General features: G+C 62.2%; 21 protein-coding genes. 5 read left to right on the top strand and 16 right to left on the bottom strand.

Annotation, left to right across the window (positions count from 1 at the left end):
* Window positions 1-48: 48 nt before the first annotated feature.
* From murB to ftsW, 6 genes are read right to left on the bottom strand one after another with little or no spacing between them, the layout of a single operon-like run.
* On the bottom strand, window positions 49-978 hold the full coding sequence (gene murB, locus H7847_RS20960) for a UDP-N-acetylmuramate dehydrogenase (protein WP_227271444.1): 930 nt from the start codon (window positions 976-978) through the stop codon (window positions 49-51).
* Between the two features lie 10 nt (window positions 979-988).
* A complete protein-coding gene (locus tag H7847_RS20955; protein WP_227271443.1) occupies window positions 989-1,237 on the bottom strand; it encodes a DUF2484 family protein in 249 nt (82 codons plus the stop codon).
* Complete coding sequence (locus H7847_RS20950; protein WP_227271442.1) at window positions 1,234-1,485, bottom strand: DUF2484 family protein; 252 nt, start codon at window positions 1,483-1,485, stop codon at window positions 1,234-1,236. Before H7847_RS20950 ends, H7847_RS20955 begins: the two co-directional genes overlap by 4 nt.
* Complete coding sequence (gene murC, locus H7847_RS20945) at window positions 1,482-2,888, bottom strand: UDP-N-acetylmuramate--L-alanine ligase (RefSeq protein WP_227271441.1); 1,407 nt, start codon at window positions 2,886-2,888, stop codon at window positions 1,482-1,484. Before murC ends, H7847_RS20950 begins: the two co-directional genes overlap by 4 nt.
* On the bottom strand, window positions 2,885-3,985 hold the full coding sequence (locus H7847_RS20940; RefSeq protein WP_227271440.1) for a UDP-N-acetylglucosamine--N-acetylmuramyl-(pentapeptide) pyrophosphoryl-undecaprenol N-acetylglucosamine transferase: 1,101 nt from the start codon (window positions 3,983-3,985) through the stop codon (window positions 2,885-2,887). The genes murC and H7847_RS20940 overlap by 4 nt, the downstream gene beginning before the upstream one ends.
* Complete coding sequence (gene ftsW, locus H7847_RS20935) at window positions 3,982-5,151, bottom strand: putative lipid II flippase FtsW (protein ID WP_227271439.1); 1,170 nt, start codon at window positions 5,149-5,151, stop codon at window positions 3,982-3,984. Before ftsW ends, H7847_RS20940 begins: the two co-directional genes overlap by 4 nt.
* 134 nt (window positions 5,152-5,285) lie before the next feature.
* Here ftsW and H7847_RS20930 point away from each other — a divergent pair, with 134 nt between their 5' ends.
* Entirely contained in the window at window positions 5,286-6,458 is a 1,173-nt protein-coding gene (locus H7847_RS20930) for a BaiN/RdsA family NAD(P)/FAD-dependent oxidoreductase (RefSeq protein ID WP_227271438.1), read from the top strand.
* Between the two features lie 13 nt (window positions 6,459-6,471).
* Here the strand turns inward: H7847_RS20930 and murD are convergent, their stop codons facing one another.
* The 8 genes from murD to mraZ all read right to left on the bottom strand — a co-directional run bounded on the left by murD (window position 6,472) and on the right by mraZ (window position 15,606).
* Entirely contained in the window at window positions 6,472-7,866 is a 1,395-nt protein-coding gene (murD, locus tag H7847_RS20925) for a UDP-N-acetylmuramoyl-L-alanine--D-glutamate ligase (RefSeq protein WP_227271437.1), read from the bottom strand.
* Between the two features lie 63 nt (window positions 7,867-7,929).
* Window positions 7,930-9,012 carry a phospho-N-acetylmuramoyl-pentapeptide-transferase gene (mraY, locus tag H7847_RS20920; RefSeq protein ID WP_227271436.1) on the bottom strand — a complete coding sequence of 361 codons (1,083 nt, stop codon included), beginning with the start codon at window positions 9,010-9,012 and terminating at the stop codon, window positions 7,930-7,932.
* Window positions 9,013-9,021: 9 nt separating this feature from the next.
* Window positions 9,022-10,452 (bottom strand): UDP-N-acetylmuramoyl-tripeptide--D-alanyl-D-alanine ligase, encoded by a 1,431-nt coding sequence (locus H7847_RS20915; RefSeq protein ID WP_227271435.1) that lies wholly within the window; start codon window positions 10,450-10,452, stop codon window positions 9,022-9,024.
* On the bottom strand, window positions 10,449-11,930 hold the full coding sequence (locus H7847_RS20910; protein ID WP_227271434.1) for a UDP-N-acetylmuramoyl-L-alanyl-D-glutamate--2,6-diaminopimelate ligase: 1,482 nt from the start codon (window positions 11,928-11,930) through the stop codon (window positions 10,449-10,451). Before H7847_RS20910 ends, H7847_RS20915 begins: the two co-directional genes overlap by 4 nt.
* 18 nt (window positions 11,931-11,948) lie before the next feature.
* Complete coding sequence (locus H7847_RS20905; RefSeq protein WP_227271433.1) at window positions 11,949-13,730, bottom strand: peptidoglycan D,D-transpeptidase FtsI family protein; 1,782 nt, start codon at window positions 13,728-13,730, stop codon at window positions 11,949-11,951.
* Window positions 13,727-14,086, bottom strand: coding sequence for a cell division protein FtsL (ftsL, locus tag H7847_RS20900; RefSeq protein ID WP_227271432.1), 360 nt, complete (start codon window positions 14,084-14,086; stop codon window positions 13,727-13,729). The genes H7847_RS20905 and ftsL overlap by 4 nt, the downstream gene beginning before the upstream one ends.
* Complete coding sequence (rsmH, locus tag H7847_RS20895) at window positions 14,086-15,078, bottom strand: 16S rRNA (cytosine(1402)-N(4))-methyltransferase RsmH (RefSeq protein ID WP_227271431.1); 993 nt, start codon at window positions 15,076-15,078, stop codon at window positions 14,086-14,088. Before rsmH ends, ftsL begins: the two co-directional genes overlap by 1 nt.
* A gap of 3 nt (window positions 15,079-15,081) precedes the next feature.
* Window positions 15,082-15,606 carry a division/cell wall cluster transcriptional repressor MraZ gene (gene mraZ, locus H7847_RS20890; RefSeq protein WP_227271430.1) on the bottom strand — a complete coding sequence of 175 codons (525 nt, stop codon included), beginning with the start codon at window positions 15,604-15,606 and terminating at the stop codon, window positions 15,082-15,084.
* Between the two features lie 731 nt (window positions 15,607-16,337).
* Here mraZ and H7847_RS20885 point away from each other — a divergent pair.
* Window positions 16,338-17,099 (top strand): hypothetical protein, encoded by a 762-nt coding sequence (locus H7847_RS20885; RefSeq protein ID WP_227271429.1) that lies wholly within the window; start codon window positions 16,338-16,340, stop codon window positions 17,097-17,099.
* Between the two features lie 6 nt (window positions 17,100-17,105).
* Here H7847_RS20885 and H7847_RS20880 read toward each other — a convergent pair whose 3' ends face one another.
* Window positions 17,106-18,179 (bottom strand): Mrp/NBP35 family ATP-binding protein, encoded by a 1,074-nt coding sequence (locus H7847_RS20880; protein WP_227271428.1) that lies wholly within the window; start codon window positions 18,177-18,179, stop codon window positions 17,106-17,108.
* Between the two features lie 181 nt (window positions 18,180-18,360).
* Between H7847_RS20880 and H7847_RS20875 the strand changes: the two genes are divergently transcribed.
* Window positions 18,361-18,627, top strand: a complete 267-nt coding sequence (locus H7847_RS20875; RefSeq protein WP_227271427.1) for a DUF1127 domain-containing protein — start codon at window positions 18,361-18,363, stop codon at window positions 18,625-18,627.
* A gap of 397 nt (window positions 18,628-19,024) precedes the next feature.
* Window positions 19,025-20,056 (top strand): Hint domain-containing protein, encoded by a 1,032-nt coding sequence (locus H7847_RS20870; protein ID WP_227271426.1) that lies wholly within the window; start codon window positions 19,025-19,027, stop codon window positions 20,054-20,056.
* 6 nt (window positions 20,057-20,062) lie between these two features.
* Here H7847_RS20870 and H7847_RS20865 read toward each other — a convergent pair whose 3' ends face one another.
* Window positions 20,063-22,480 carry an ATP-dependent helicase gene (locus H7847_RS20865; protein ID WP_227271425.1) on the bottom strand — a complete coding sequence of 806 codons (2,418 nt, stop codon included), beginning with the start codon at window positions 22,478-22,480 and terminating at the stop codon, window positions 20,063-20,065.
* A 107-nt stretch (window positions 22,481-22,587) separates the two neighbouring features.
* Between H7847_RS20865 and H7847_RS20860 the strand changes: the two genes are divergently transcribed.
* Window positions 22,588-23,727 carry an alpha-hydroxy acid oxidase gene (locus H7847_RS20860; RefSeq protein WP_227271424.1) on the top strand — a complete coding sequence of 380 codons (1,140 nt, stop codon included), beginning with the start codon at window positions 22,588-22,590 and terminating at the stop codon, window positions 23,725-23,727.
* Window positions 23,728-23,896 lie beyond the last annotated feature (169 nt).

The raw sequence follows: 23,896 nt of genomic DNA, 5'->3' as shown, positions 1-23,896 counted from the left end.
GCGCCGGTACACCGTTATTCTATTGCAGCAGATCAGAGCCGTTTGTGGTTAATCGGAGATTAACTTTTCGCCGATCCGCATGATTTCCCATTCTAGCGTGATACCACTGGAATCGTAAACCTTTTTTCGCACCTCTTCGCCCAGGCCTTCGAGATCGGCTGCCGTGGCGTCACCTGAGTTGATGAGAAAGTTGGAATGCATCTCGCTCATTCGGGCGCCACCCCGCCGGGCACCGCGCATGCCTGCCGCGTCGATCACCTTCCACGCCTTGAGGTCATGCACGTCATCGGCCCTGCCGGTGGAGGAAAATCCCGCCGGGTTGCGAAAGGTGGAGCCCGCACTGCGGTCTTTGGTGGGCTGCGTGGCATCCCGCTTGGCCAGTTGCTCCGTCATCCGGGTCTGGAGCTTTTCGGGGTCGCCCTTTGGGGCCTCCAACACCGCTTTGGTAATAATCCAGCCCTCTGGCAACTGGCTTTGCCGGTACGCCATCTGCAAATCAGCCGCGCGCAGAGTCTTGAGCTCACCTCTGCGTGTGACGGCGTCGACTTCGACCAAAACATCGGCCGTGTAGCTGCCATAACAGCCCGCATTCATGCGCACCGCCCCGCCGATGCTGCCGGGGATGGTGCGTAAAAAGGTCAGATCGAGCCCCGCCTCCGCCGCGCGGCGCGCCACATGCGCATCCAGCGCCGCCGCCCCGGCCGTCACCCGGTTGCCATCAATCTCGACACCGTTGAAGCCGCGCCCGAGCCGGATCACCGCGGCCCGCAGGCCGCCGTCCCGCACGATGAGGTTCGAGCCGACCCCCATTGGAAAGACCGGTACCGTACCGGGCAGGCTGCGCAAAAAGGCGCTGAGATCCTCCAGATCGGCCGGCTGAAACAGCCAGTCGGCTGGTCCGCCCACCCGCAGCCAGGTCAGCTCGCTCAGACGGCGACCGGGCGTCAGGCGGCCCCGTACTTTGGGCATGTCGCTCATGATCCCCCTTTTAGCGCAGGGTTCTGCGTTTGATCCAGCGTCCCAGATAGATCACCGGCCAGCGCAGCACCGACATGCCGGCGGCCAGCATCAGCATCCCCATCCAGGGCCCGTGCTGCCAGGTCACGTAGCCCACGATGGGGATACCGACCGCAATCAGCATATAGGCGTTGCGCCAGTGGTGATCCCGGCTCGGCGTCATCGCCAGAATGTTGGCCACCAGCGCCCAAAGCGCCGCGAGTGTCAGAGAAATACTCATTCCGGCGCCTCGGGTTGTAGGCCGCGGGCACGCGCCCAGAAATAGCGCAGCGGGTTGCGAAACATCGACACAAACGCACAAAGCGCCAGCAGAGCCGCCCACAGCGCCACCGTGTATCCGATCCAGAAGATCAGAAGCGGGGCGGCCAGCAGCAGGCCGATCCCAGGCGCATATTGGTAGCGCATCGGCATGAGCGCGACCACCGAGGCGGCCAGGACCCAAAGGATACAGAGCCACAACAGCATCATGCCGCCCCCTTGCGCAAGCGCGCGGGCAGCCCGTTGGCCCAGGTGCTGATGGTCCCCGCGCCAAGGCAGACCACCATGTCGCCGGGTCGGGCCTGTTCGCGCACGAGACGTTCCAGATCATCCTCGCCCACCACGGCGCGCGCGTGCCGGTGCCCGTGGCGGATCAGCCCGGCCACCAGATCATCCCGGCTGGCCCCGGGCACAGGCTCTTCGCCAGCGCCATAGACCTCAGCGATGCCCACGACATCCGCGTCGTTGAAACAGGCGCAGAAATCGTCAAAAAGGCTGGAAAGACGCGAATACCGGTGCGGTTGATGGACCGCAATCACGCGACCTTCGGTGGCCTGCCGCGCCGCTTTCAACACCGCGGCAATTTCAACCGGGTGATGGCCGTAGTCATCAATGATCGTCACGCCTTCAACTTCGCCCACGCGGGTAAAGCGCCGGTTAACACCTCCGAACGCGGCTAACGCTTCCTTAATGACCTGGGTTTTCATGCCCAGGTGGCGCGCGACCGCAATCGCGGAAAGCGCGTTGGAGACGTTGTGATCCCCCGGCATCGGCAGGCTGCAGTCTTCGATCACCATGCCTTCGGCCTGAAGCGCCACATCGAAATGCGCCACCCCGGCCTCATACCGCAGGTTGACGGCGCGCACATCCGCCTGCGCGTTAAAGCCATAGGTGACGACGCGCCGGTCGGTGATCTTGCCCACCAGGCTCTGGACCTCGGGGTGATCGGTGCAGCACACCGCAACCCCGTAGAAGGGGATGTTCGAGACAAACTCCAGAAACCCCTGCCGCAGCGTGTCGAAATCGCCCCAATGCTCCATATGCTCGGGGTCGATATTGGTCACAATGGCGATGGTGGCGGGCAGCCGGTTGAAGGTGCCGTCGCTTTCATCCGCCTCGACCACCATCCATTCGCCTTCACCCTTGCGCGCGTTGGAGCCATAAGCGTGAATGATGCCGCCGTTCACCACGGTGGGGTCGAACTCCCCCGCATCTAGCAGCGTCGCCACCATCGTCGTGGTGGTCGTCTTGCCATGGGTGCCGGCCACCGCGATATTGGATTTGAGCCGCATCAGCTCGCCCAGCATCTCGGCACGGCGCACCACCGGCAACCCCTGTCCCCGAGCGGCATCCAGTTCCGCATTGCCCGGTTTGATCGCGCTGGAGATCACGACCACCTCGGCGTTGTCGACGTTCTCCGCGCGCTGTCCTTCAAAGATATGCGCGCCCAGTTCTTGCAGGCGGCGGGTGATGGGCGTCGATTTGAGGTCGGAGCCCTGCACGGTATAGCCATGGTTCAAAAGCACCTCGGCAATGCCGGACATGCCAATGCCGCCGATGCCCACAAAATGGATCGGTCCGACGTCTCCGGGCAGTTTTGTCGCTGCGTTCATTTTTCAGGCCCCTTCTGCGCCAATGTTTCCACCATCCCGACCAAAGCTTCCGTGGCTTCGGGCCGACCAAATCGGGCTGCGGCGGTGGCCATTTGCATCGCGGCAGGGGGATTGTCCAGCACAGCGAGCATATGTTCCGCAACTGCAGCCGGTGTGGCTTTGGATTCAGGGATCATAATCGCACCGCCCGCCTCGACCAAGCCGCGTGCGTTGGCGGTCTGATGGTCCCCCGTCGCGGCGGCAAAGGGGATGAGAATGGAGGGCCGCCCGATCACCGACAGATCCGCAACCGACGACGCACCAGCCCGGCTGATCACCAGTTGTGCTTCTGTCATGCGGCGCGGGATGTCATGGAAAAACGGTTGCACATCCGCTTTGACGCCATGATCGAGGTAGTATTTGGCAACACGATCTTCGTCTTCCTCGCGGGCCTGATGGCTGACCCGCAGGTTCTTTAGCATCGCCATCGGCAAAGCCGCAATCGCCGGCGGGATGACATCGCTGAGGATGCGCGCGCCCTGGCTGCCCCCGATCACCAAAACCTCCATCGGGTAGTCACCGGGGCAGATATAGCCCGCCTCCACCCGGTCGAGGATCGCACCGCGCACGGGGTTGCCGGTGTGATGCCCCTCGACCCCATCGGGCAAATCGGTGGGCCAGGTCCCGCAGGCAATCGCATCGACACGCGTGGCAAAGGCCTTGTTGACCCGGCCCAGAATGCCGTTTTGCTCGTGGATCATACGCGGGAGTTTCATCACGTAGGCCGCCGACATGGCCGGGATCGTCGGGTAGCCGCCAAAGCCCACCACCACCGCAGGCTTGTCCCGCAGGAAACCCCAAAGCGCGCCCATCACCCCCGCGGCGATCTTGAACGGCGCGACAGCTTTGGCCGCGATGCCACCCCGCGCAAAGGTCGCGCTGCGGATTTCTTCGATCTCGACCGTGTGGGGAAAGCCGCCCGTATAGCGCGCGCCGCGCGCATCGGTGGACAGCTTGACCCGCCAGCCGCGCGCCAGCATCGCTTCGGCCAGCGCCTGGGCGGGGAACATATGCCCGCCCGTGCCGCCCGCGGCGATCAGCAACAAGGGCGCGCTCATCTCGATCGCCCGCGCGACAGCAGATCACTGATCTCGCCCTGCGGTCGGGTGCGGGTGAAGGCCAGCAGCATCCCCACGGCAATCCCAGATGCGATGACGGAGGAGCCCCCATAGCTTACAAAGGGCAGCGTCATGCCCTTGGCAGGCAGCAGCCGGACCGCCACCCCCATATTGATCATCGCCTGAACCCCCAACATGCAGGCAAGCCCGGTGCCTGCCAGCCGGATGAAGGGGTCGCGTTCCCGCACCAGGCGCATCAGCGACCGGACCACGACACTGGCATAAAGCGCGATGATTACCAGAACCAGGATCAGCCCGTATTCCTCTGCCGCCACGGCAATGATGAAATCCGTGTGGGCGTCGGGCAGCGACCATTTCACCTGGCCCTCGCCCACGCCGACGCCGAAAAAGCCACCCTCCTGGATCGCGTTGGTGGCATAACCCAACTGCGTTGTCGGATCGACATCGGCGCTGAGAAACCCGTCGATACGCCGGGCAAAATGCTCCGAGTTGGCATAGGCGATGGTGCCCCCCAGCACGGCCAATGCAGCCATCCCCACCAGCAGGACCATCGGCGCGCCGGCGATGAAATACATCACCCCCCAGCCAAAGAGCACCAGACAGGCCTGGCCGAAATCCGGCTGCAGCGCGAGCATCAGCACAATACTGATACAGAGCACAAAGGACCATGTTTTGCCGGGCGGGCCGTTCAGGTCAGCCGAGGCTGCCATCATCCAGGCCGCCACGACGACAAAACCGGGCTTGAGAAACTCCGACGGCTGCACGGAGGCAAAACCAAGCCCGTACCAGCGCACCGCCCCCTTGCCGAAATCCGTACCGAAAAATGGCAGAAGGGCCAGGGCAACAAAGGCCGCGACAAAACCCAACACCGCCAGCCGCCGCACCAGCGTCGGCGACATCATCGAGGTTATCAGCATGGCAATTAGCGCAAATGTGCCGAAAAGCGCCTGCCGCTGCACGTAGTGAAACGCTTCAAAGCCATTCTTGGCCGCCAGGGGCGGAGAGGCCGCAAGCCCCAGCAACAGCCCCACGCAAAACAGGATGAGCACGCAGGACATGGACCACTTGTCGATGGTGCGCCACCATTTCGGGAGGATCGGCTCGCCATCGCGAACCGGGACTGCGCCATAGACCATTTCCGTCATGGGTGTCTGCCTTAACTATTGCACTGCCGATACGCCCCCTTTTTGGGGGTCTATCTGCAAACTGTAACGTGATTTGCCCCGTAAAGCTAGCCTCATGCCTTGCAAAACATCGGGTTTCACGTCAGGGGACGCGCATGCAGGTTGATGTGGCAATCATAGGAGCTGGAGCCGCGGGCATGATGTGCGCCGCCTACGCCAAAGGCCGGGTTCTGATCGTGGATCATGCGCGGGCGCCGGGCGAAAAAATCCGCATCTCGGGCGGAGGGCGGTGCAATTTCACCAACCTGCACAGCGGCCCCCATGCCTTTCTGTCGCAAAACCCGCATTTCGCGAAATCCGCCCTGGCGCGGTACACGCAGTGGGATTTCATCGACCTGGTGGATCGGCATGGGATTGCCTGGCATGAAAAGACCCTCGGTCAGCTTTTTTGCGATGGGTCCGCCAAAGAGATCATCGCCATGCTGCGCCGGCTGATGCAGGAAAACGGCGTCAACGTGAATTTGCAAACCACGGCGCGCGACTTTGCGAAGACCCCGGAGGGCTTTGATTTCACACTGGATCAGGGCGGGCACACCCAAAAGGTGCAGACCAAAACGCTGGTGCTCGCAACGGGCGGTAAATCCATCCCCAAGATGGGCGCAACCGGGCTCGCCTATGACATCGCCGCACAATTTGGACTGACGGTGACCGAGACACGCCCGGCCCTCGTGCCCTTCACCTTTCCCGAAGGTCGTTTTGCCCCGCTGGCCGGTGTTGCCGCCCCTGCTTGTGTAACCGCCGGCGCGCAAAGCTTTGACGAAGCCGTGCTTTTTACCCACCGAGGGCTCTCAGGTCCGGCGGTGCTTCAGGCCTCGTCCTATTGGCGCGAAGGGGATCCGATCACGCTGAACCTCTGCCCCGAGGGCGGCCTGCTGCCCGCCTTGCAGAAAAAACGCGGCATTGCGGGGGGGCGCAAGCTGACAAACGAACTGGCACAGTTTTTGCCCGCGCGCCTTGTGGAGCATCTGTCGGGGGTCATGGCCCTGTCGGGCAACCTCGCGGATCAATCAGATGCAGCCCTCACAAGCATGGTTCAGAGTTTGCAGAACTGGACCCTGACCCCTGCGGGCACCGAAGGGTACCGAACGGCGGAGGTGACCCTCGGTGGGATCGATACGGGCGCGCTGTCGGCAAAGACAATGGAGGTGGCATCCGTACCCGGCCTGTTCTTCATCGGGGAAGCGGTGGATGTCACGGGCTGGCTCGGCGGATATAATTTCCAGTGGGCCTGGTCTTCCGGCATGGCGGCGGCGCGGGCACTGGCCTGAGATCACGGCAGTTTCAGAGGTGCTTGGCCACTTCCGCCATGAAATCCTCGCCCCGGAGTTCGAAGTTGTCATATTGGTCAAAGCTCTTTGCCGCCGGGGCCAGCAGCACGACATCGCCGGGCTGCGCATCCTCGACGGCGCGCTGCACGGCAAGTGCCATTGTGGTGCAGACCTCGGCGTCGACCGGCAGTTTCAAAGCAAAACGCGCCGCTTCCCGCCCGATCACATAGGCTCTCGCGACGCTGGCACAGGCCTCTGCAAGACCCTCCAGCCCACCTTCGTTTTCCAGCCCGCCACAGATCCAGCGAACGGACGCAAAGGCCCCCAGGGCCTTGGCCGCCGCATCCACATTCGTGGCCTTGCTGTCGTTCACGAACCGCACGCCCCCTTTTTCACCGATCAACTGGCTGCGGTGCGGCAACCCCTTGAAGCTGTGAAACGCGGCCTCGATGACCTTTGGGGCCAGCCCGAGCGTGCGACAGGCGGCATAGGCCGCGCAGGCGTTCTGATGGTTGTGGCTGCCCTGCAATCCCGGCACCTGCCGCAGATCGACGGAGGCCACCTGCTTGCCCTTGCGGTACTCTGACAGAAACCCCTTGCGGGCGAACACCTGCCAGCCCGGCCCCGTCAGTTTCCGCTCGACCGAGAGACGGATGACCCTGTCATCGCCGCGCCCTTCGGCCATTTGACCGGCAAGAAACAGGCCTTCGTCCTCGTCCACACCGATGATGGCGCGGTCAGGCCCGCCTTCGGCAAAGAGGCGGCGCTTGGCGGCAAAATACCCGCCCATGCCCCCGTGACGCGCCAGATGATCCTCCGACAGATTGGTGAAGACCGCGACATCCGGGGTCAGGCTGCGCGCCAGATCGGTCTGGTAGCTGGAGAGTTCCAGCACGACGACCTCCCCATCGTGAGGCGGGTCGATGTCCAGCACGCCGCGTCCGATGTTACCGGCCAGCGTGGCAGGGCGTTTGGCATGCTCGAGGATGTGATGGATCAGTGCGGAGGTGGTGGATTTCCCGTTTGAGCCTGTGACGGCAACCACGCGCGGAGCGACGTCGAAACTGGCCCAGCCAGTTGTTGCAAAGGACTGAAAGAAGAGCCCGATGTCATTGTCCACCGGCACACCTGCCTCGAGCGCGAGGCTGACCACGGGGTTCGGTTTGGGGTAGAGGTGCGGAATGCCGGGGCTGATGACCAGCCGCGCGACCGCCTCGAAATCGGCGACCGCCGTGAAAGGCTTGCAGGTGAACCCTTCGGCTTCGGCCTTGGCACGGACCTGGGCGTCATCGTCCCAGCACAGCGGCACAGCCCCCCCGGCCTGCAAGGCGCGGGCCGCACTCAACCCGCTGCGGCCTAGCCCCAGCACGGCGACCTTCGCGCCAGCAAGACCCTGAACCGGGATCATGCCCCCGCGCTCAGCGGTTTGATCAGATGGATCGAGGCAAAGCAAACGGTCACAGGCAGCCTCCTACCGCACCTTGAGCGTTGCAAGCCCGATGATCGCAAGGATCAGCGAAATGATCCAGAACCGGATCACGATCGTGCTTTCGGCCCAGCCTTTCTTTTCATAGTGGTGGTGGATCGGGGCCATCAGAAAGACCCGTTTGCCGGTGCGTTTGAAGTAAAGCACCTGGATGATGACGCTCAGCGCTTCGACCACGAAAAGACCGCCAACGATGGCCAGCACGATCTCGTGCTTGGTCACGACCGCAATGGCCCCCAGCGCACCGCCCAGAGCAAGGCTGCCGGTATCGCCCATGAAGACCGCTGCAGGCGGGGCGTTGTACCACAAGAACCCCAGACCTCCGCCAAAGAGCCCGGCGGTAAAGATCAGGATCTCGCCCGTGCCCGGTACGTAATGCACGTCGAGGTATTCGGTGAAATCGACACGTCCAACCGCATAGGCAATCACCCCAAGCGTGCCCGCGGCAATCATCACCGGCATGATGGCCAGACCGTCCAGCCCATCGGTGAGGTTCACGGCGTTTGCGGCGCCCACGATCACGATCATGGAGAAGGGTACGAAGAACATGCCCATATTGATCAGCGTATCCTTGAACACCGGCAGCGCCAGTTGGTTCTGCAGCGCTTCCGGGTGATGCTGTGCCGCCCAGATCGCCGCCGTGGCGGCAATGGCAAAGCCGATCAGCAGGCGCACCTTTCCGGGCACCCCGGCAGAGCTTTGTTTCTTGACCTTGGCATAGTCGTCCAGAAACCCGATCAGGGCAAAAGACATGGTGACAAAAAGCACGATCCAGATGAAGGGATTGTCCAGCCGCGCCCAGAGCAATGTCGACGTCAGCAAAGCGCCGACAATCAACAACCCGCCCATCGTCGGCGTACCGGCCTTGACAAAGTGGCCTTCGGGGCCGTCATCGCGAATGGGTTGCCCTTTGCCCTGACTTCGCCGCAGAACCGCGATCAGGGGCCGTCCGAACAGAAACCCGAAAACCAGCGCTGTCAGGAAAGCGCCGCCCGCCCGGAATGTAATATATCGGAAGAGGTTAAAGAAATCCCCTCCGTCCGAGAGCAGCGTCAACCAGTATAACATGATATCTTCCTATTCCACATCCAGCGGGGCATGTCCCATTTTCCGGATGGCGTCAACGATGAGCGCGAGTTTCATGCTGAGCGACCCCTTGGCCAGAACCACGTCACCGCTGTCGAGGTGGGTTTTGACGCGGGTCACAGCCTCTTCGGCGGTTTCAAACCATTCGCCGCGCTGCGCATCGGGCAAAAGATCATAGAGCGACCGCATCAGTGGACCGATGCAATGGATCACATCCACCGATTTGGTCGCGGGCAGATGCGCCAATCCCGCGTGCAGCGCGATTTCATCTGGTCCGAGCTCTTTCATATCCCCCAGATAGGCGATCCGACGCCCCTTTGAGACGCGGCCGATGTCATTTGTGCCCTGGGCGGCGGCCAGCACGTCCAGCGCGGCGGCCATCGAGGTGGGATTGGCGTTGTAGCTGTCATCGATCAGATCGAGGGCCAGATGCGCATCCACTGTATCGAGGTGGATGCGTTCGCGTTGCCCACGCCCTTTGTAGGGCCTCCACCGCCCCAGCGAGCCGAGCGCCAGCGCCAGATCGGTGCGCAGCGCCGCCATGACCGCCAGCGCCCCCAGCGCGTTCATGGCAAAATGCCGCCCCGGCGACCGTATCTTGTAAAGCAGCGGCACCTCGCCCATCTCGGCGCGCACCACGGTGGTGTCACCCTGCAGGTCGGCGCGGATCAGCTTGAAGTCATAGCCATGCTCGCCAAAGGTGACGTCGCGCAGCTTGCAGTCCTGCGCCTTGGCCATCAGAATGGCCGAGGTGTCAACGTCGGCATTAAGCACCGCGATCCCGCCCGGCACGACCCCTTCATAGATCGAAGCCTTTTCAACCGCGATGCCGGTGATGTCGTCGAAAGCCTCCAGATGGGCGGCGGCCACGGTGGTGACCAGCGCCACATGCGGCGCGGCCATGCGGGCCAGCGGCGCGATCTCGCCAGGTTGGTTCATGCCGATCTCGATCACCGCATATTCGGTGTCCTGCGGCATGCGCGCCAGCGTCAGAGGCACCCCCCAGTGGTTGTTGTAGCTTGCCACCGAGGCATGGGTGCGGCCCTGATCGGACAGCATCGCCAGCAGCATTTCCTTGGTGGAGGTCTTGCCAACGCTGCCGGTGACGGCGGCCACCTTGCCCGTCATCCGCGCCCTCGCGGCCCGTCCGAGGTCTTCAAGGCCTGCCAGCACGTCACTCACGATCAGCAAGGGGGCATCCTTTGCAACCCCTTCCGGCACATGGCTGACCAAGGCGGCAGCGGCCCCCTTCTCAAGCGCTTGCGCGACAAACGCATGCCCGTCGCGTACATCCTTGAGCGCGACGAAAATGTCACCCGGCTCCAGCGTGCGGGTGTCGATGGAGACCCCCGTGGCGGTCCAGTCCGCGGTGTTTTGCCCGCCCGTTGCCGCCGCTGCTTGCGCTGCCGTCCAAAGGCTCATGCCAACCTCCCGTCAAGCGCTGCGACCGCGACGCTGGCTTGTTCCGCGTCGTCAAAGGGCAGGATATCATCGCCGATGATCTGCCCGGTCTCATGCCCCTTGCCCGCGATCAGCAGCGCATCACCGGGCCCCAGCGCGTCGATCCCGCGCAGGATCGCCTCGGCCCGGTCCCCAACCTCCAGCGCGTCCGGCACGCCCAGCAGGACCGCGGCGCGGATCGCAGCAGGGTCTTCGGAACGGGGGTTGTCATCCGTAACGATCACCAGATCCGCGTTCTCCGCAGCTGCCTGCCCCATGAGGGGGCGCTTGGTGGCATCCCGGTCTCCGCCCGCGCCGACGATGGCAATGAGACGCCCCAGCACATGCGGACGCAAAGCTTGCAGCGCGGTCGCCACGGCATCGGGCGTATGGGCATAATCGACAAAGACCGCCGCGCCATTCTCGCGCGTGGCGGCCAGCTGCATGCGCCCGCGAACGGTCGTCAGCTCCTCAAGCGTGTTGAACACGTCAAACGGATCGGCCCCGCAGGCAATGACAATGGCGGCGGCCAGCATCACATTTTCGGCCTGAAAACCGCCAATCAGGCGCAGCCTGCGCACATGTTGCTTGCCGAGGTATTTGAAACAGACGGTCTGCCCGGTGGCGTCGACCTGAATGTTGCCCAGATGCATGTCCCCGATGTCGCGCCCGACGCTGACCACCGGACATCCGCGCGCATTGGCAATCGCGGCCATGTCGACACCGCGATCCACGTCGATGTTGATCACCGCCTTGGCGTCTTCGGGCAGCACCCGCGCAAATAGCCCCGCCTTGGCGTCAAAGTAGTCCTCAAAGCTGGCGTGGTAATCCAGATGATCCTGGGTGAAATTGGTGAAACCGGCGGCGGTCAGCGTCACCCCGTCCAGACGGCGCTGATCGAGCCCGTGGCTTGACGCCTCCATCGCGGCGTGGGTGATCCCGTGCGAGACCGCCTCCGCCAGCACACGGTGCAGGGTGATCGGCTCTGGCGTGGTATGGGCCAGTGGCGCCTGCCAGTCCCCCTCCACGCCCGTTGTCCCGAGGTTGATTGCCTTGTGGCCCAGCAGCGCCCAGATCTGCCGCACAAAGGTTGCGACAGAGGTCTTCCCATTGGTGCCGGTCACGGCGATCATGGTCTCGGGCTGCGCCCCGAACCACAAGGCCGCGGTGCGGGCCAAAGCCTCGCGCGGATCCTCCGAAATGACAAGGGCGGCGGTGCTTTTGTGCAGCGCATCCGCTGCGATCTGCGCGCCTTCGGCATCGGTCAGAATGGCCACCGCCCCCATACGCAGGGCATATTGGATGAACTCGCCGCCATGCACCTTTGTCCCCGGGAGCGCAAAGAACAAAAAACCCTCCCGCACCTCGCGGCTGTCAACGGCCAGGCCCGCCACGGCAGCGGTGCGCCCGGCACGCGCCGTGAGACCCAGTTGTGAAAGTGTCTTTGTTTGCCCGCGCATTGCCCCCGCCTTTGCGGCTCAGTTACTTGTCAGCTTTATATCGCTCACGGCGAGGGGTTCAACGGTTGGTCTGAGCCCCAGCAAAGGTGCGACGCGGCGGATCATCTCGGCGGCGACGGGCACAGCGGTCCAACCGGCGGTGCGGCGCGGCTCGTCCCCGGTGGTCTCCACCGGCTCATCCAGCGTGACGATCAGCACATATTTGGGATCATGGGCGGGAAAAACCGACGCGAAGGTGGCGATCACCTTGTCCTCGTAATACCCCCCCCGGCTGCCGGGTTTATCCGCCGTCCCGGTCTTGCCCGCAACCGCGTAGCCCGCAACCTCGCCAAAGCTCGCGGTGCCCTCGGTCACGACCTGCCGCAACATCCGCATCGACGCCTTTGAAGAGGCTTCGCTAAAAACACGCTCTCCCTTGGGGGGATTTTCGGTTTTCAGGATCGTCGGCTGCACCTTGTAGCCGCCGTTGGCAATCGCGGCATAGCCGGCCGCCAGATGCATCGGTGACGTCGACAGCCCGTGACCGTAAGAGATCGTCATCGTGCTCAGCTCCGACCAGTTGGGCGGCAAGAGCGGCCTGCCGGTGGCGGCCTCGACAATCTCAAAGCCGGTCGTCTCCAACATGCCCAGCTTGCCCAGAAAGGCCCGCTGACGCTCAACACCGATTTCCTGCGCCAGACGTGCCGTGCCGATGTTGGAGCTTTTCACGATCACCTTGGTGACCGACATCTCATTGCCGTAGTGGCGGAAATCACGGATGCGGTGCCTGCCCCAACGCAACGGTCCCTTGGTGTCGATAATCGTCTCCGGGGTCACCAGACCAAGGTCCATGGCCTGCGCCACGGTGAATATCTTGAAGGTGGAGCCGAGCTCGTAGACCCCCTGCACGGACCGGTTAAAGAGCGGGCTGTCAGAAGCAGCCCCCGAGACCGCAGGCTGTGGGCGCTTGTTCGGGTCAAAGGTCGGCAGGGACACCACGCTGACCACCTCGCCGGTGTGCACATCCATCAGGATCGAGGTCGCGCCCTTGGCGTTCATCAGCTTCATGCCGCCATAAAGCACCTGTTCAGCCGCCGCCTGCACCGTCAGATCGAGCGAGAGTTGCAGCGGTTTGCTGCCATTGGCCGGGTCGCGCAGATAGTCGTCAAAGTATTTCTCGACACCTGCAACGCCGATGACCTCGGCGGCGGTCACCCCCTCCTTGCCAAAGCTGGCCCCACCCAGCACATGGGCGGCCAGTTGACCATTGGGATAAAGCCGCATGTCGCGGGTTGCAAAAAGCAGACCCGGATCACCGATTTCATGCACCGCCTGCATCTGTTCGGGGCTGAGCTTGCGCTTGATCCAGAGGAATTTACGCGTGCCGGTAAAATCCTCCAGCAGTTCCGCGGCGTCCAGATCGGGGAATATCTTGGCCAGCTCCTGCGCGGCATGCACCGGGTCAATCATCTGGGGCGGCTGCGCGTAAAGCGCGTGGGTGTCGAAGTTCGTGGCCAGCAGGCTGCCGTGCCGATCCACGATATCGGCGCGCGCGGCATGGATTTGGGCCCCCGGCCCATCCACGCGCGGCTCTTGCGGCTCCGAGGTGGCCAAAAGCCCCATCCGCAGCCCCACAACGCTGAACGCCACCACAAAGAACATTCCCAGCACCAGCAGGCGCCCTTCGGCCCGCTGTCGGGCCTGATCGCGCATCTGCTCATGGCGGATGCGGATGTTTTCGCGTTCGATCGCGTCGGGGTTCTCGCCCTTGTCGCGGGCGTCGAGAATGCGGGCCAGCGGGCGCAGCGGCGTGCGGATCATTGCTCTGCCTCGCTCAGATCATCGTTGAGCTTGGCGACATCGATGATGTCGGTGATGTCGACCACCGGATCGGGCGGATAAGCTACCTGATCCACATGGCCGAACTGCTCTGGCCGCAGGGGCAAGAGGCCGAGGCGGTCAAAGTTGATATTCGCCAGATCCCGCAGCCGATCCGGCCGGTTGAGATAGGCCCATTCCGCCCGCAGTTTCGATAGCCGCTCATGGGCGTCAAGGATATCGCGGCGCAGCTCTCGGGTTTCAGCCAGCGCGCCCTGGGTCGCGTAGTTTTCCCGGTAGGCCCAAAAAGCCAGCCCGATCACCCCCAAAGTGGTCAGAATATAAAGGAATGTCCGCATCAGCTTCCCCCTTTCGCCATCGGCATCCCGACGGATTTTGCATCGATCTCTCCGGCAGGGGCATCGGTCCGCACCGCGACCCGCAGTTTGGCGGACCGTGCCCGTGGGTTGGCCGCCACCTCGGCCGCATCCGCCGCAATCGCCTTGCGCGATCCGAGCGTGAAGGCCGGGGCCTCGCGCACCCGTTCCGGCGCATACCGATTGGCGTTCCCACCCGCCCCGGCCCGCGCCGTCAAAAACCGCTTCACCATACGGTCTTCGACGGAATGAAAGGTGACAACGGCGAGTTTTCCGCCCGGCTTGAGCGCCCGCTCTGCCGCCATAAGTCCTTGAAAAAGCTCCCCGTATTCGTCATTTACAGCGATGCGAAGCGCCTGAAAGCTGCGGGTCGCGGGATGAGACTGCCCCGGCTTGGCCCGCGGCAGACATCCCTCGATAATCTCCGCCAAACGCAGGGTGGAGGTAATGGGCGCCTCGGCGCGCGCGGCAATAATGGCCTTGGCGATGCGACGGCTGGCGCGCTCTTCCCCGTAGGCGAACAGGATATTCGCGATGGTCTCGGCGGAGGCTTCATTGACGATAGCCGCTGCCGAGGGCCCCTCCTGGCTCATCCGCATGTCAAGCGGGCCGTCCCGCATAAAGGAAAACCCGCGCTCCGCCCGGTCAAGCTGCATCGACGAGACCCCGAGGTCGAGCACCACGCCGTCAAGATCCTGGGCATAGGTATCCATTTTGGAAAACACGCCCGGTTGCTGAACCAGCCTGTCGCCGTATTCCCGCGCCCAATCCGCCGCCAGTTCAAAAGCCAGCGGGTCGCGGTCCACGGCAATCACCCGCGCAGCACCGGCCTGCAGAAAACCGCGCGTGTACCCTCCGGCCCCAAAGGTCCCGTCAAGCCAGGTCCCCTCGACCGGCGCAACGGCTTTCAGGATGGCAGGCAGCAGAACGGGAACATGTGGCACGGTCGGGTCAGGCGGGGCCGCAGCAGCCATGATCTACTCCCCTTGTCCGCTTTCCGCAGCGCCGGGCCGTTGATCCAGGAACACCAGCGGATCGAAATCATCCGGCAGATCGTCCAGCCACGCAGCGGTTTTGGCGTCCTCTTCGGCGGCATAGGTTTCGGGCCGCCAGATCTGAAAGGTATCACCGGCCGCGATAAAGAAGGCTTCCTTGTCGAGCCCGATTTTCTGACGTAGCTTGGCCGGCAGCACCAACCGCCCGGTTTCGTCCACCGATGTGGGAAAAGACTGACCATGAAATAGGCGTTGCAGCAGTTTCCGCTCTTTGGACCCCCGCGGCAGCGCATCGATCTTTTCGTCCACCTCGTTGATGGCCTCCATGGTGTAGCATTCAAGATAGCTGCGGCGGTGATCGCCGTAGACAATAACCAGTTCGGGGGCGTCGCCAGAGGTCCAGTTGGGGTCGGCAGCCTCGATCACACGCCGAAAAGAGGCGGGTATGGATACGCGCCCCTTGGTGTCGACCTTGTGATTGCTTTCGCCTCTGAACCTGCGGCCCACTGTCTTGTCCCAACTCTGCTGCACCGCGTGAGCACTGCCGCCTCCCCCCTTGTCTTGAAATGGAAACGGCGAGTTGATCTGCTGCCACTGATCAACCCGCCGCCCTCGTCCCGCTCTTGCGGGTAAGTCCAGCTGCACGCGCCACCTGGGGGGATGTCTGCTCGCTCGCGCGCCGGATCTCGTTGTGGGATGAAAGCGAGGTGCCTGTATGAACCTGCTAGAGTTTTATGCGCGTGGGGTCGTTTGATGCCCCGGTCTCGATCTCATCTCGTGACAAAGGGATAACGTGGGAATACACGGGATAGCAAGTGTTTTTTTGTTAGCAACAGCTTAACGTGAGATTGAGATTCCTTCCAGCAACAGGGAGTTACCCCAAAAACACAGCATGTGGTATATCAAGGACAATCTAGATCAACATACGGGTTGCCAGAACAGAAAATTAATTCCCACAATTTCCCGCCAAAACTATCATAAGGAGATGCAACATGGCCTGCTGTCCCTCTTTTGGCACCGATTTTCATGCCAGGTGCGCTGAAGAACGATGCGGAAATGCCACTTATATTTGATTCGTGACCTGTATTCCGGTTTGGCTCTGTCGGGAAACCCAACACCCGACCAATATCTGTCCCACGAATTCCCATTCCGACAATTTAACCAAAATTGTAGGTGCGGATGTATTACTCCCCCCGCTGTGATGCGGGTTATTAAAAGAGAAGGTGAAAGATGACCGCATGAGCAATTCCAGTAGTACAGTAATCCGCAAAACCGTCGAACTTGCCTTTCTGCAACCTCTGCAACTGCTGAAAGTCGGCGCGCCCGGGCTCGGCCTTACTGCCTTTGGCATCTATGTCCTTTTCATCCCTCTTCTTAGCGCGGGAACTGGTCAGGTCAGCGTCGGCCTTTGGTCAATTACGCCCGGATTGATTTTAGCCCTATTGGGCTATCTGACTTTTGCACTTTTCTGGCATCGCAGCGCTTTGTTGGATTCCGAGCAGCGGCAAGCCGTGATGCGCATCAGTGCGCGCCATGTGGGTTTGATGATCCTCAGTTCAACAACCCTCGCCCTGATCACTATTGTATTGGTCCTTACCGTGCTGCTTGGTCTCTTTCTCGTAGCATCAGTGCTGGTCGCAACCGACGCTCCCTACTTTCCGCTGGTCGAACAAGGATTGTCGTTTATCGCATCACTTATGGTTGGATGGATTGTTTGCCGCAATAGCCTGATCGTGCCTGCAGCGGCATTGAGCAAGCGCATGACAACCTCGGAAAGCTGGCGCGCGACCGCTGACCAGTCTGCTAGTATTCTCATCGTGTTGATCGCAGGCGTGGCCCTGAACGCTGCCGTGATGTATGGTGTCGAGCGCTTTGTTCCTCTTCAGCCGGTTTTTCTGGTGAGCGTGCAAATCGCGTTGACCTGTCTGCAAATGGTCGTTGCGGTTAGCTTTATCAGCGCACTCTACCAGCAGCAGATCATCGCAGGCCAATCGGCGTAATTCAGGTCATGCGACCCCGCGCTTGATCAGACTATCGGCAATACGCGCGTAGGCCTCCGCCATCGCACCGCCCTGAGCTGCAATCGGCGTGCCACCGTCCCCCGCCAGCCGGGTGTCCAGATCAATCGGCAAAGCGCCCAGCAGCGGCACACCAAGCCTGTCGGCTTCGGCCGCGACCCCACCCTGCCCGAAGATCTGATGCTCCGACCCGCAATCAGGGCAGACGAACATCGACATGTTCTCGATCAACCCCAGCACCGGCGTTTTCAGCGTGTCGAACATATCAAGCGCCTTGCGCGCATCGATCAGCGCCACATCCTGCGGTGTCGACACGATGATGGCCCCGGTCAGTTCGGATTTGGTGCAGAGGGTCAGTTGCACATCGCCGGTGCCAGGGGGCAGATCGACAAGCAGCACGTCAAGCGCGCCCCACTCCACCTGCCCCAGCATCTGCTGCAACGCGCCCATCAGCATCGGGCCACGCCAGACCACCGCCTTGCCCTCCTCCATCATGAAGCCGATGGACATCAGCGTCACCCCATGGGCGTGCAGCGGGATGATGGTCTTGCCGTCCGGGCTGGCGGGCCGCTTGTTGACCCCCATCATGCGCGGCTGGCTGGGGCCATATATATCCGCATCCAGCAACCCGACCTTGCGGCCCGCCTTTGCCAGCGCCACCGCAAGGTTTGACGAGACCGTGGACTTGCCCACCCCGCCCTTGCCGGATCCGATGGCGACGATCCGCTGCACACCGTTTGGTTTTGTCGGGCCTGCCTGTGGTTTGGGATGGCCGCCGATTTTCAGATTCGGAGGAGCGGGTTTCTTTTCCGCCGGTCCATGAGCCGTCAGGGCGACCGAGGCCGAGGTGACACCGGGCAATTCAGATACAACTCTTTCCGCGGCATCCCGCAGCGGCGCCATCTGGCGGGCAACTTCGGGGCTGGGTGCCTCAATCACAAAGCGGACGGAGCCCCCGTCAACGACCAGTGCCCGAATCAAATCATGCGCAATCAGGCTGCGCCCATCGGGTAACGCGACGCGCGCGAGGGCTGCCTCGATGTCGGCCTTGGTCACAGACATGCTCAATTACTCCTCAATTCCGCCACTCCATATAGCAACTGCAAACCGGAGTACCACTAACGGCGGACATATGCCTGAAACTTAGGCAGAACGCAGTTTTTTCTGTCTCCAGCCCTATGCACTTGCTGCATAGCAGCAATGACCATGCTACCTATTGTGCAAGCGCAGCATTGCCTTAAGTATGATGTTAACAAAGGACGAGCACGAGCACCTCATCATGGCCTACTACCACGACCACAAAACATACAGCCTCACCGAATGGCTGTTGGCAAGAATGGCAAAGGGGCTCGAAGACGCGGCGGTCCGCCACGCGCACCACCGCGTGTATCGCACGTCTTTGATGGAATTGCGCAGCTTGAGCGCGCGTGATCTGGCCGACATCGGCCTGAACCGCTCAATGCTAAAGACAGCGGCCCTTGAGGCTGCGGACAGACACATGGCGCGGTGAGCCATGACGACTTCGGCCACCTCTCCTCCCTGAGGTGTCCGCTTGTTGGTGACGGCATCTATCCTCCTCCCGGATGCCGTCACTAGCCAATAGCAGCATGTGATCCGTCACATGCGCCTGAGCTGGACAACAGCGACAGGAACCCATTCAGGCGTGCCTCCCTCCTCCCTGGCATGCCTGTTTCAAGGCGGTGGCATCTATCCTCCTCCCGGATGCCACCGTCCCTTTCCTCTAAAAAACCGTCCCTTTCCTCTAAAAAGTCGAGCCGGGATCGAACACGCATGAGGCGTGCCGCATTTCGGCGACATGTTTACCAAATTATTAAAAAGCGGGCGGGCAAGCTGTCTTTGCCGGGTCATTTGCTCTAATGTCCTGAGGCGCAGCTTCGAGAACCCTCATGTCAATCAGAACGTTTTTCGCGATCGATAACGAAAATCTCATTGTGGCTTCCAGTCCAAATGGTGCCATTGTCGGCAATCCCATCATCAACAATTCCAACACCCCGAACGGGACAACGTTTCAGTTTGGCGGCGGCACCTTCAGGGAAATAACCCTGGATGATACGGGAGGCGGACGGAACAGGTTCAACGATGACCGGCCCGGCGACCACATCATCACCGATGGGGGCGGCCTGGTGGCGGATGGCAATGGAGTCGAAGCAGAATCGATCATCGTGCTGCGCGCGCTGGATGGCGCTGGCAACCCAACCGGCCCGGAAATCGATCTTTACATCTTTTCGCAAAACGGCAACTTCAGCGATGTCTGGGGCTTTGGCCTCTCTGAACAGCTCACAGTCGGCACAAGCTACGTCAAGGTCAGTGGCAGTAACGCGGGCGATGCGCGGTACAACCAGCTTGTCACCTGCTTTGCCAACGGAACACAGATCGAGACGGCGACCGGCTCTCTCCCGGTTGAAGAGATCCGACCGGGACAGGAAGTTTGGACCAATGGGTCGGGGCCGCTGCCCGTCAGATGGACCGGGAGCGCGGTGGTCCGCGGAACCGGGGCGATGGCTCCGGTGGTCTTTGCGCCAGGGGCTCTGGGCAACAGCTCAGAGCTTGTCGTCTCGCAACAGCACCGCATCTGGATCGAAAGCCCGATTGCAGAGCTGTACTTTGGTCAAAGCGCCGTGCTCGTCGCGGCCAAGCACCTGTGCGGCCTGCCCGGTATCTGGCTGCGCCCGCAGCCAAGGGTGCATTACACGCATTTCATGTTCGACAACCACCAGATCGTGCGGTCCAACGGCATTTTGACAGAGAGCTTCTTTCTCGCCGAACAATCGGTCGGCACCCTTGAGGATGGCCCGCGCCGGGAACTGCAAAGGCTCTTTCCCGATCTCAAAGGTGGCCTTGATCGTTTTGGGGTCACCGCGGCACCAACGCTGACCGCCAGAGAAGCGGTCACGCTCAGAGCGTATCTGGCAGCATAACAACCCTCAGAACGGCACGTCGTCAGCGGCGGTCACGAATTTGGCGACAATGTTTTTGACACCGGCCTTTTCAAAAGCGATCTCAAGCTTGTCACCTTCAATGCCCTGGATCGCCCCGTAGCCGAATTTCTGGTGAAACACGCGCTCGCCCACCACAAAGCTGGAGGCCGCGGCCATGTCGATCACGGTGTTCCGGGTTTCGCGCGGCTGGCTGACGGGGCGGTTCTGGCTGCGCTCCTGCAGGCGTCGCCAGCCCGGGGAGTTATAGACATTCGCCTCTGCCGCCTGATCGTGCAACGTGCTGCGCGGGGCCGCTGCACCATATCCGCCGCCGTAAAGCCCCGGTGGGGTCAACACCTCCACGTGGTCCTCGGGCAACTCATCGATAAAGCGCGACGGCATCGAATTCTGCCATTGGCCGAACACCCGCCGGTTGGCGGCAAAGGAAATAGTGCAGACCTCTTCGGCCCGCGTGATGCCTACATAGGCCAGCCGGCGTTCCTCTTCGAGGCCCTTGACACCGCTTTCATCCATGGAGCGCTGCGACGGGAAAAGCCCGTCTTCCCAGCCGGGCAGGAACACCACGGGAAACTCCAGCCCCTTGGCCGCATGCAGCGTCATGATGGAGACTTTCTGGCCGCCGTCATCACTTTCATTGTCCATGATCAGGCTGACATGTTCGAGGAAACCTTGCAGATTCTCAAAGCCTTCCAGCGCCTTGACCAGTTCCTTGAGGTTCTCCAACCGCCCCGGCGCCTCGGGCGTCTTGTCGTTCTGCCAATGGGCGGTGTAGCCGCTCTCATCCAGGATGATCTCGGCAAGTTCCATATGGCTGATGGAGGGGGGCGTGTCTTCGAGACGGACGGGGCCCGCTGCGTCATCGATCAAATCACCCTCGGCCACCGTCTCAATCCGAGATCCGCGCAGCTTGGCATGCCACCGGGCGATCCCCTCCACGAGGCGGCGCAGTTCGCCGCCGCCCTTGCCCTTTATCAGCCCCTGATCGACAGCCAGTTTCGCACCCTCAACCAGGGACACCCCGTTGGCGCGCGCGGTGATCTGAATGGTCTGCTGGGCCTTGTCGCCCAGGCCCCGTTTGGGTGTATTCACAATCCGCTCAAAGGCCAGATCATCGTCGGGGCTGACCACGACGCGGAAATAGGCCATCGCATCGCGGATCTCCATCCGTTCGTAAAACCGCGGGCCGCCGATCACCCGGTAGGGCAGGCCGATGGTCAGAAAGCGGTCCTCAAAGGCGCGCATCTGGTGGCTGGCGCGCACCAGTATGGCCATGCTGTCCAGCCCGGCTTTCTCCATCCCGCGGGTGCCGCGTTGGGCGGCTTCGATCTCTTCGCCAATCCAGCGTGCTTCTTCATCGCCGTCCCAATGGCCGATCAGGCGGACCTTTTCGCCCTCTTTCACATCCGTGAAGAGTGTCTTTCCCAGACGACCCTGATTGCCCTCGATCACGCCGGAGGCGGCAGCCAGAATATGCGGGGTGGAGCGGTAGTTCTGCTCCAGCCGGACCACGTGAGCACCGGGAAAATCCGTCTCGAACCGCAGGATATTGCCCACCTCGGCCCCGCGCCAGCCATAGATCGACTGGTCGTCATCGCCCACACAGCAGATGTTCTTGTGCCCGCCCGCCAGCAGCCGCAGCCACATGTACTGCGCCACGTTCGTGTCCTGATACTCATCCACAAGGATATAGCGGAACCAGCGCTGGTACTGCGCCAGCACATCCGCATGGGTCTGAAAGATCGTGACCATGTGCAACAGCAAATCGCCGAAATCTGTCGCATTCAGCTCAATCAACCGGCGCTGGTACTGCGCATACAGCTCCACACCCCGATGGTTATACGCCCCCGTATCCGCTGCTGGTACTTTCTCCGGCGTCAGCGCGCGGTTTTTCCACCCGTCGATGATGGAGGCCAACTGCCGCGCAGGCCAGCGCTTGTCATCGATATTCGCCGCCAAGACCAACTGCTTGAGCAGGCGCAACTGATCGTCCGTGTCCAGAATGGTGAAGTTCGATTTCAGACCGGCCAGTTCCGCATGGCGACGCAGCAGTTTCACGCAGATCGCATGAAAGGTGCCAAGCCACGGCATGCCTTCGACGGGCTGGCCCAGCATCAAACCCACCCGGTTTTTCATCTCCCGCGCGGCCTTGTTGGTGAAGGTCACGGCGAGGATTTCATTGGGCCGGGCTCGCCCGGTGTTCAACAAATGCACGATACGCGCTGTCAGCGCCCGGGTCTTGCCGGTCCCTGCCCCGGCGAGCATCAGCACCGGCCCGTCCAATTGCTCCACCGCGGCGCGCTGCGCCGGGTTCAGCCCCTCCAGATAGGGTTGCGGGCGGGCCGCCATCGCCCGTGCGGACAGCGACGCGCCCTCAAAGGCATCCATGTCATTAAAATCGCTCATGACCGCGAGCCTAACCGTCAATGCCGGCAAGATAAAGAGACGTTCGCTCTCTGTTCTGCAATCTTTCCGGTCTGGACAATCTCCTGATCCGGCAGGCAAATAGCGCCATGACCCTGCACAGCACCTATCCGGCGATCTCTGACCTGCGCGACCGCGCGCGCAAACGTGTGCCTGCCTTCGTCTGGGAATACCTCGATTCGGCAACCGGAACGGAGGCCACGAAAGCACGTAATCGCCAGCAACTCGACCGCATTGGCCTGATGCCCTCGATCCTGCATGGCGCGTTTACGCCGACCCTTGCTACCGATCTTCTGGGGGTCGCGTTGCCGCTGCCCTTCGGCATTGCGCCGGTGGGCATGTCCGGGCTGATGTGGCCCGATGCCGAAGGCCATCTGGCCCGTGCCGCCGCCCGCGCCGGTATCCCCTATACGCTGTCCACCGTCGCCAGCCAGTCGCCCGAAGACCTCGCCCCCCATCTGGGACCTCAGGCTTGGTTTCAGATGTATCCGCCGCGCGACGAAGACATCCGCACCGACATGCTGGCGCGCGCCAAAGCCGCCGGGTTCAGGACGCTGGTGCTGACGGTGGATGTGCCCGTGGCCTCGCGCCGCGAACGGCAAACCCGGTCCGGGCTGACGCAGCCCCCGCGCCTCACACCGCGTCTGCTGGCGCAGGTCGCAGCACGCCCCGCCTGGGCGCTTGGCATGGCGCGGCGCGGCCTGCCCCGGATGCGCGGGCTGGAGAAATACACCCCCAAGACCACTACGGCACTTGCCTCGACACAGCACGCAGGCTACCTGCTGCGCACCTCGCCGGATTGGGACTATGTGTCGTGGCTGCGCGATGCCTGGGAGGGGCCGTTCATCGTCAAGGGGGTGCTGCGGGCCGAAGATGCGGAGCCGCTCAAAAACCGCGGCGTCGATGCCCTGTGGGTGTCGAACCACGCGGGCCGCCAGTTCGATGCGGCCCCCGCCACCATCGATGCGCTGTGTGATATCCGGGCTGCGACCGACCTGCCACTGATCTTTGACAGTGGCATCGAAGGCGGGCTCGACATCCTGCGGGCCTTTGCCTGCGGGGCGAATTTCGTGATGCTGGGGCGCGCCTTTCACTATGCACTGGCGGCTTTGGGCCCTCCCGGCATCGCGCATCTGCTCGATATTCTGAAAAAGGATCTTGAGGCCAATATGGGGCAGCTGGGCGCCAGAACACTGGCCGAGCTGCCACCCCCTTTTTCCCTGCCCTGACGCCTCGGGTACGCGGTTTCCAGCGGGCTCCTCTCATAAGCAGACATGGCGTATCTGCTGAGCGCTCGGCTTCAAGGGCATTGAGAACGGCTAATGTCGATCTCAGAAACCTTGAGCTGAAGGAGAGACGACCATGAAAAACTACATTGGTTTAGACGTATCGCAGACC

The sequence above is a fragment of the Roseobacter weihaiensis genome, from assembly GCF_020622345.1.
In the GTDB taxonomy this organism is placed as follows: domain Bacteria; phylum Pseudomonadota; class Alphaproteobacteria; order Rhodobacterales; family Rhodobacteraceae; genus Roseobacter; species Roseobacter weihaiensis.
This window is presented reverse-complemented; position numbering and strand designations above follow the sequence as displayed.

Bases quoted from the DNA above. Each gene is read 5' to 3' on its own strand.
- H7847_RS20865 (WP_227271425.1), bottom strand. From the start codon at position 22,480: ATGAGCGATTTTAATGACATGGATGCCTTTGAGGGCGCGTCGCTGTCC.
- H7847_RS20875 (WP_227271427.1), top strand. From the start codon at position 18,361: ATGATGTTAACAAAGGACGAGCACGAGCACCTCATCATGGCCTACTAC.
- H7847_RS20870 (WP_227271426.1), top strand. From the start codon at position 19,025: ATGTCAATCAGAACGTTTTTCGCGATCGATAACGAAAATCTCATTGTG.
- H7847_RS20950 (WP_227271442.1), bottom strand. From the start codon at position 1,485: ATGATGCTGTTGTGGCTCTGTATCCTTTGGGTCCTGGCCGCCTCGGTG.
- H7847_RS20930 (WP_227271438.1), top strand. From the start codon at position 5,286: ATGCAGGTTGATGTGGCAATCATAGGAGCTGGAGCCGCGGGCATGATG.
- H7847_RS20860 (WP_227271424.1), top strand. From the start codon at position 22,588: ATGACCCTGCACAGCACCTATCCGGCGATCTCTGACCTGCGCGACCGC.
- rsmH (WP_227271431.1), bottom strand. From the start codon at position 15,078: ATGGCTGCTGCGGCCCCGCCTGACCCGACCGTGCCACATGTTCCCGTT.
- H7847_RS20940 (WP_227271440.1), bottom strand. From the start codon at position 3,985: ATGAGCGCGCCCTTGTTGCTGATCGCCGCGGGCGGCACGGGCGGGCAT.
- H7847_RS20955 (WP_227271443.1), bottom strand. From the start codon at position 1,237: ATGAGTATTTCTCTGACACTCGCGGCGCTTTGGGCGCTGGTGGCCAAC.
- murD (WP_227271437.1), bottom strand. From the start codon at position 7,866: ATGATCCCGGTTCAGGGTCTTGCTGGCGCGAAGGTCGCCGTGCTGGGG.
- mraY (WP_227271436.1), bottom strand. From the start codon at position 9,012: ATGTTATACTGGTTGACGCTGCTCTCGGACGGAGGGGATTTCTTTAAC.
- ftsW (WP_227271439.1), bottom strand. From the start codon at position 5,151: ATGACGGAAATGGTCTATGGCGCAGTCCCGGTTCGCGATGGCGAGCCG.
- H7847_RS20905 (WP_227271433.1), bottom strand. From the start codon at position 13,730: ATGATCCGCACGCCGCTGCGCCCGCTGGCCCGCATTCTCGACGCCCGC.
- ftsL (WP_227271432.1), bottom strand. From the start codon at position 14,086: ATGCGGACATTCCTTTATATTCTGACCACTTTGGGGGTGATCGGGCTG.
- H7847_RS20910 (WP_227271434.1), bottom strand. From the start codon at position 11,930: ATGCGCGGGCAAACAAAGACACTTTCACAACTGGGTCTCACGGCGCGT.
- H7847_RS20915 (WP_227271435.1), bottom strand. From the start codon at position 10,452: ATGAGCCTTTGGACGGCAGCGCAAGCAGCGGCGGCAACGGGCGGGCAA.
- murB (WP_227271444.1), bottom strand. From the start codon at position 978: ATGAGCGACATGCCCAAAGTACGGGGCCGCCTGACGCCCGGTCGCCGT.
- H7847_RS20880 (WP_227271428.1), bottom strand. From the start codon at position 18,179: ATGTCTGTGACCAAGGCCGACATCGAGGCAGCCCTCGCGCGCGTCGCG.
- H7847_RS20885 (WP_227271429.1), top strand. From the start codon at position 16,338: ATGAGCAATTCCAGTAGTACAGTAATCCGCAAAACCGTCGAACTTGCC.
- murC (WP_227271441.1), bottom strand. From the start codon at position 2,888: ATGAACGCAGCGACAAAACTGCCCGGAGACGTCGGACCGATCCATTTT.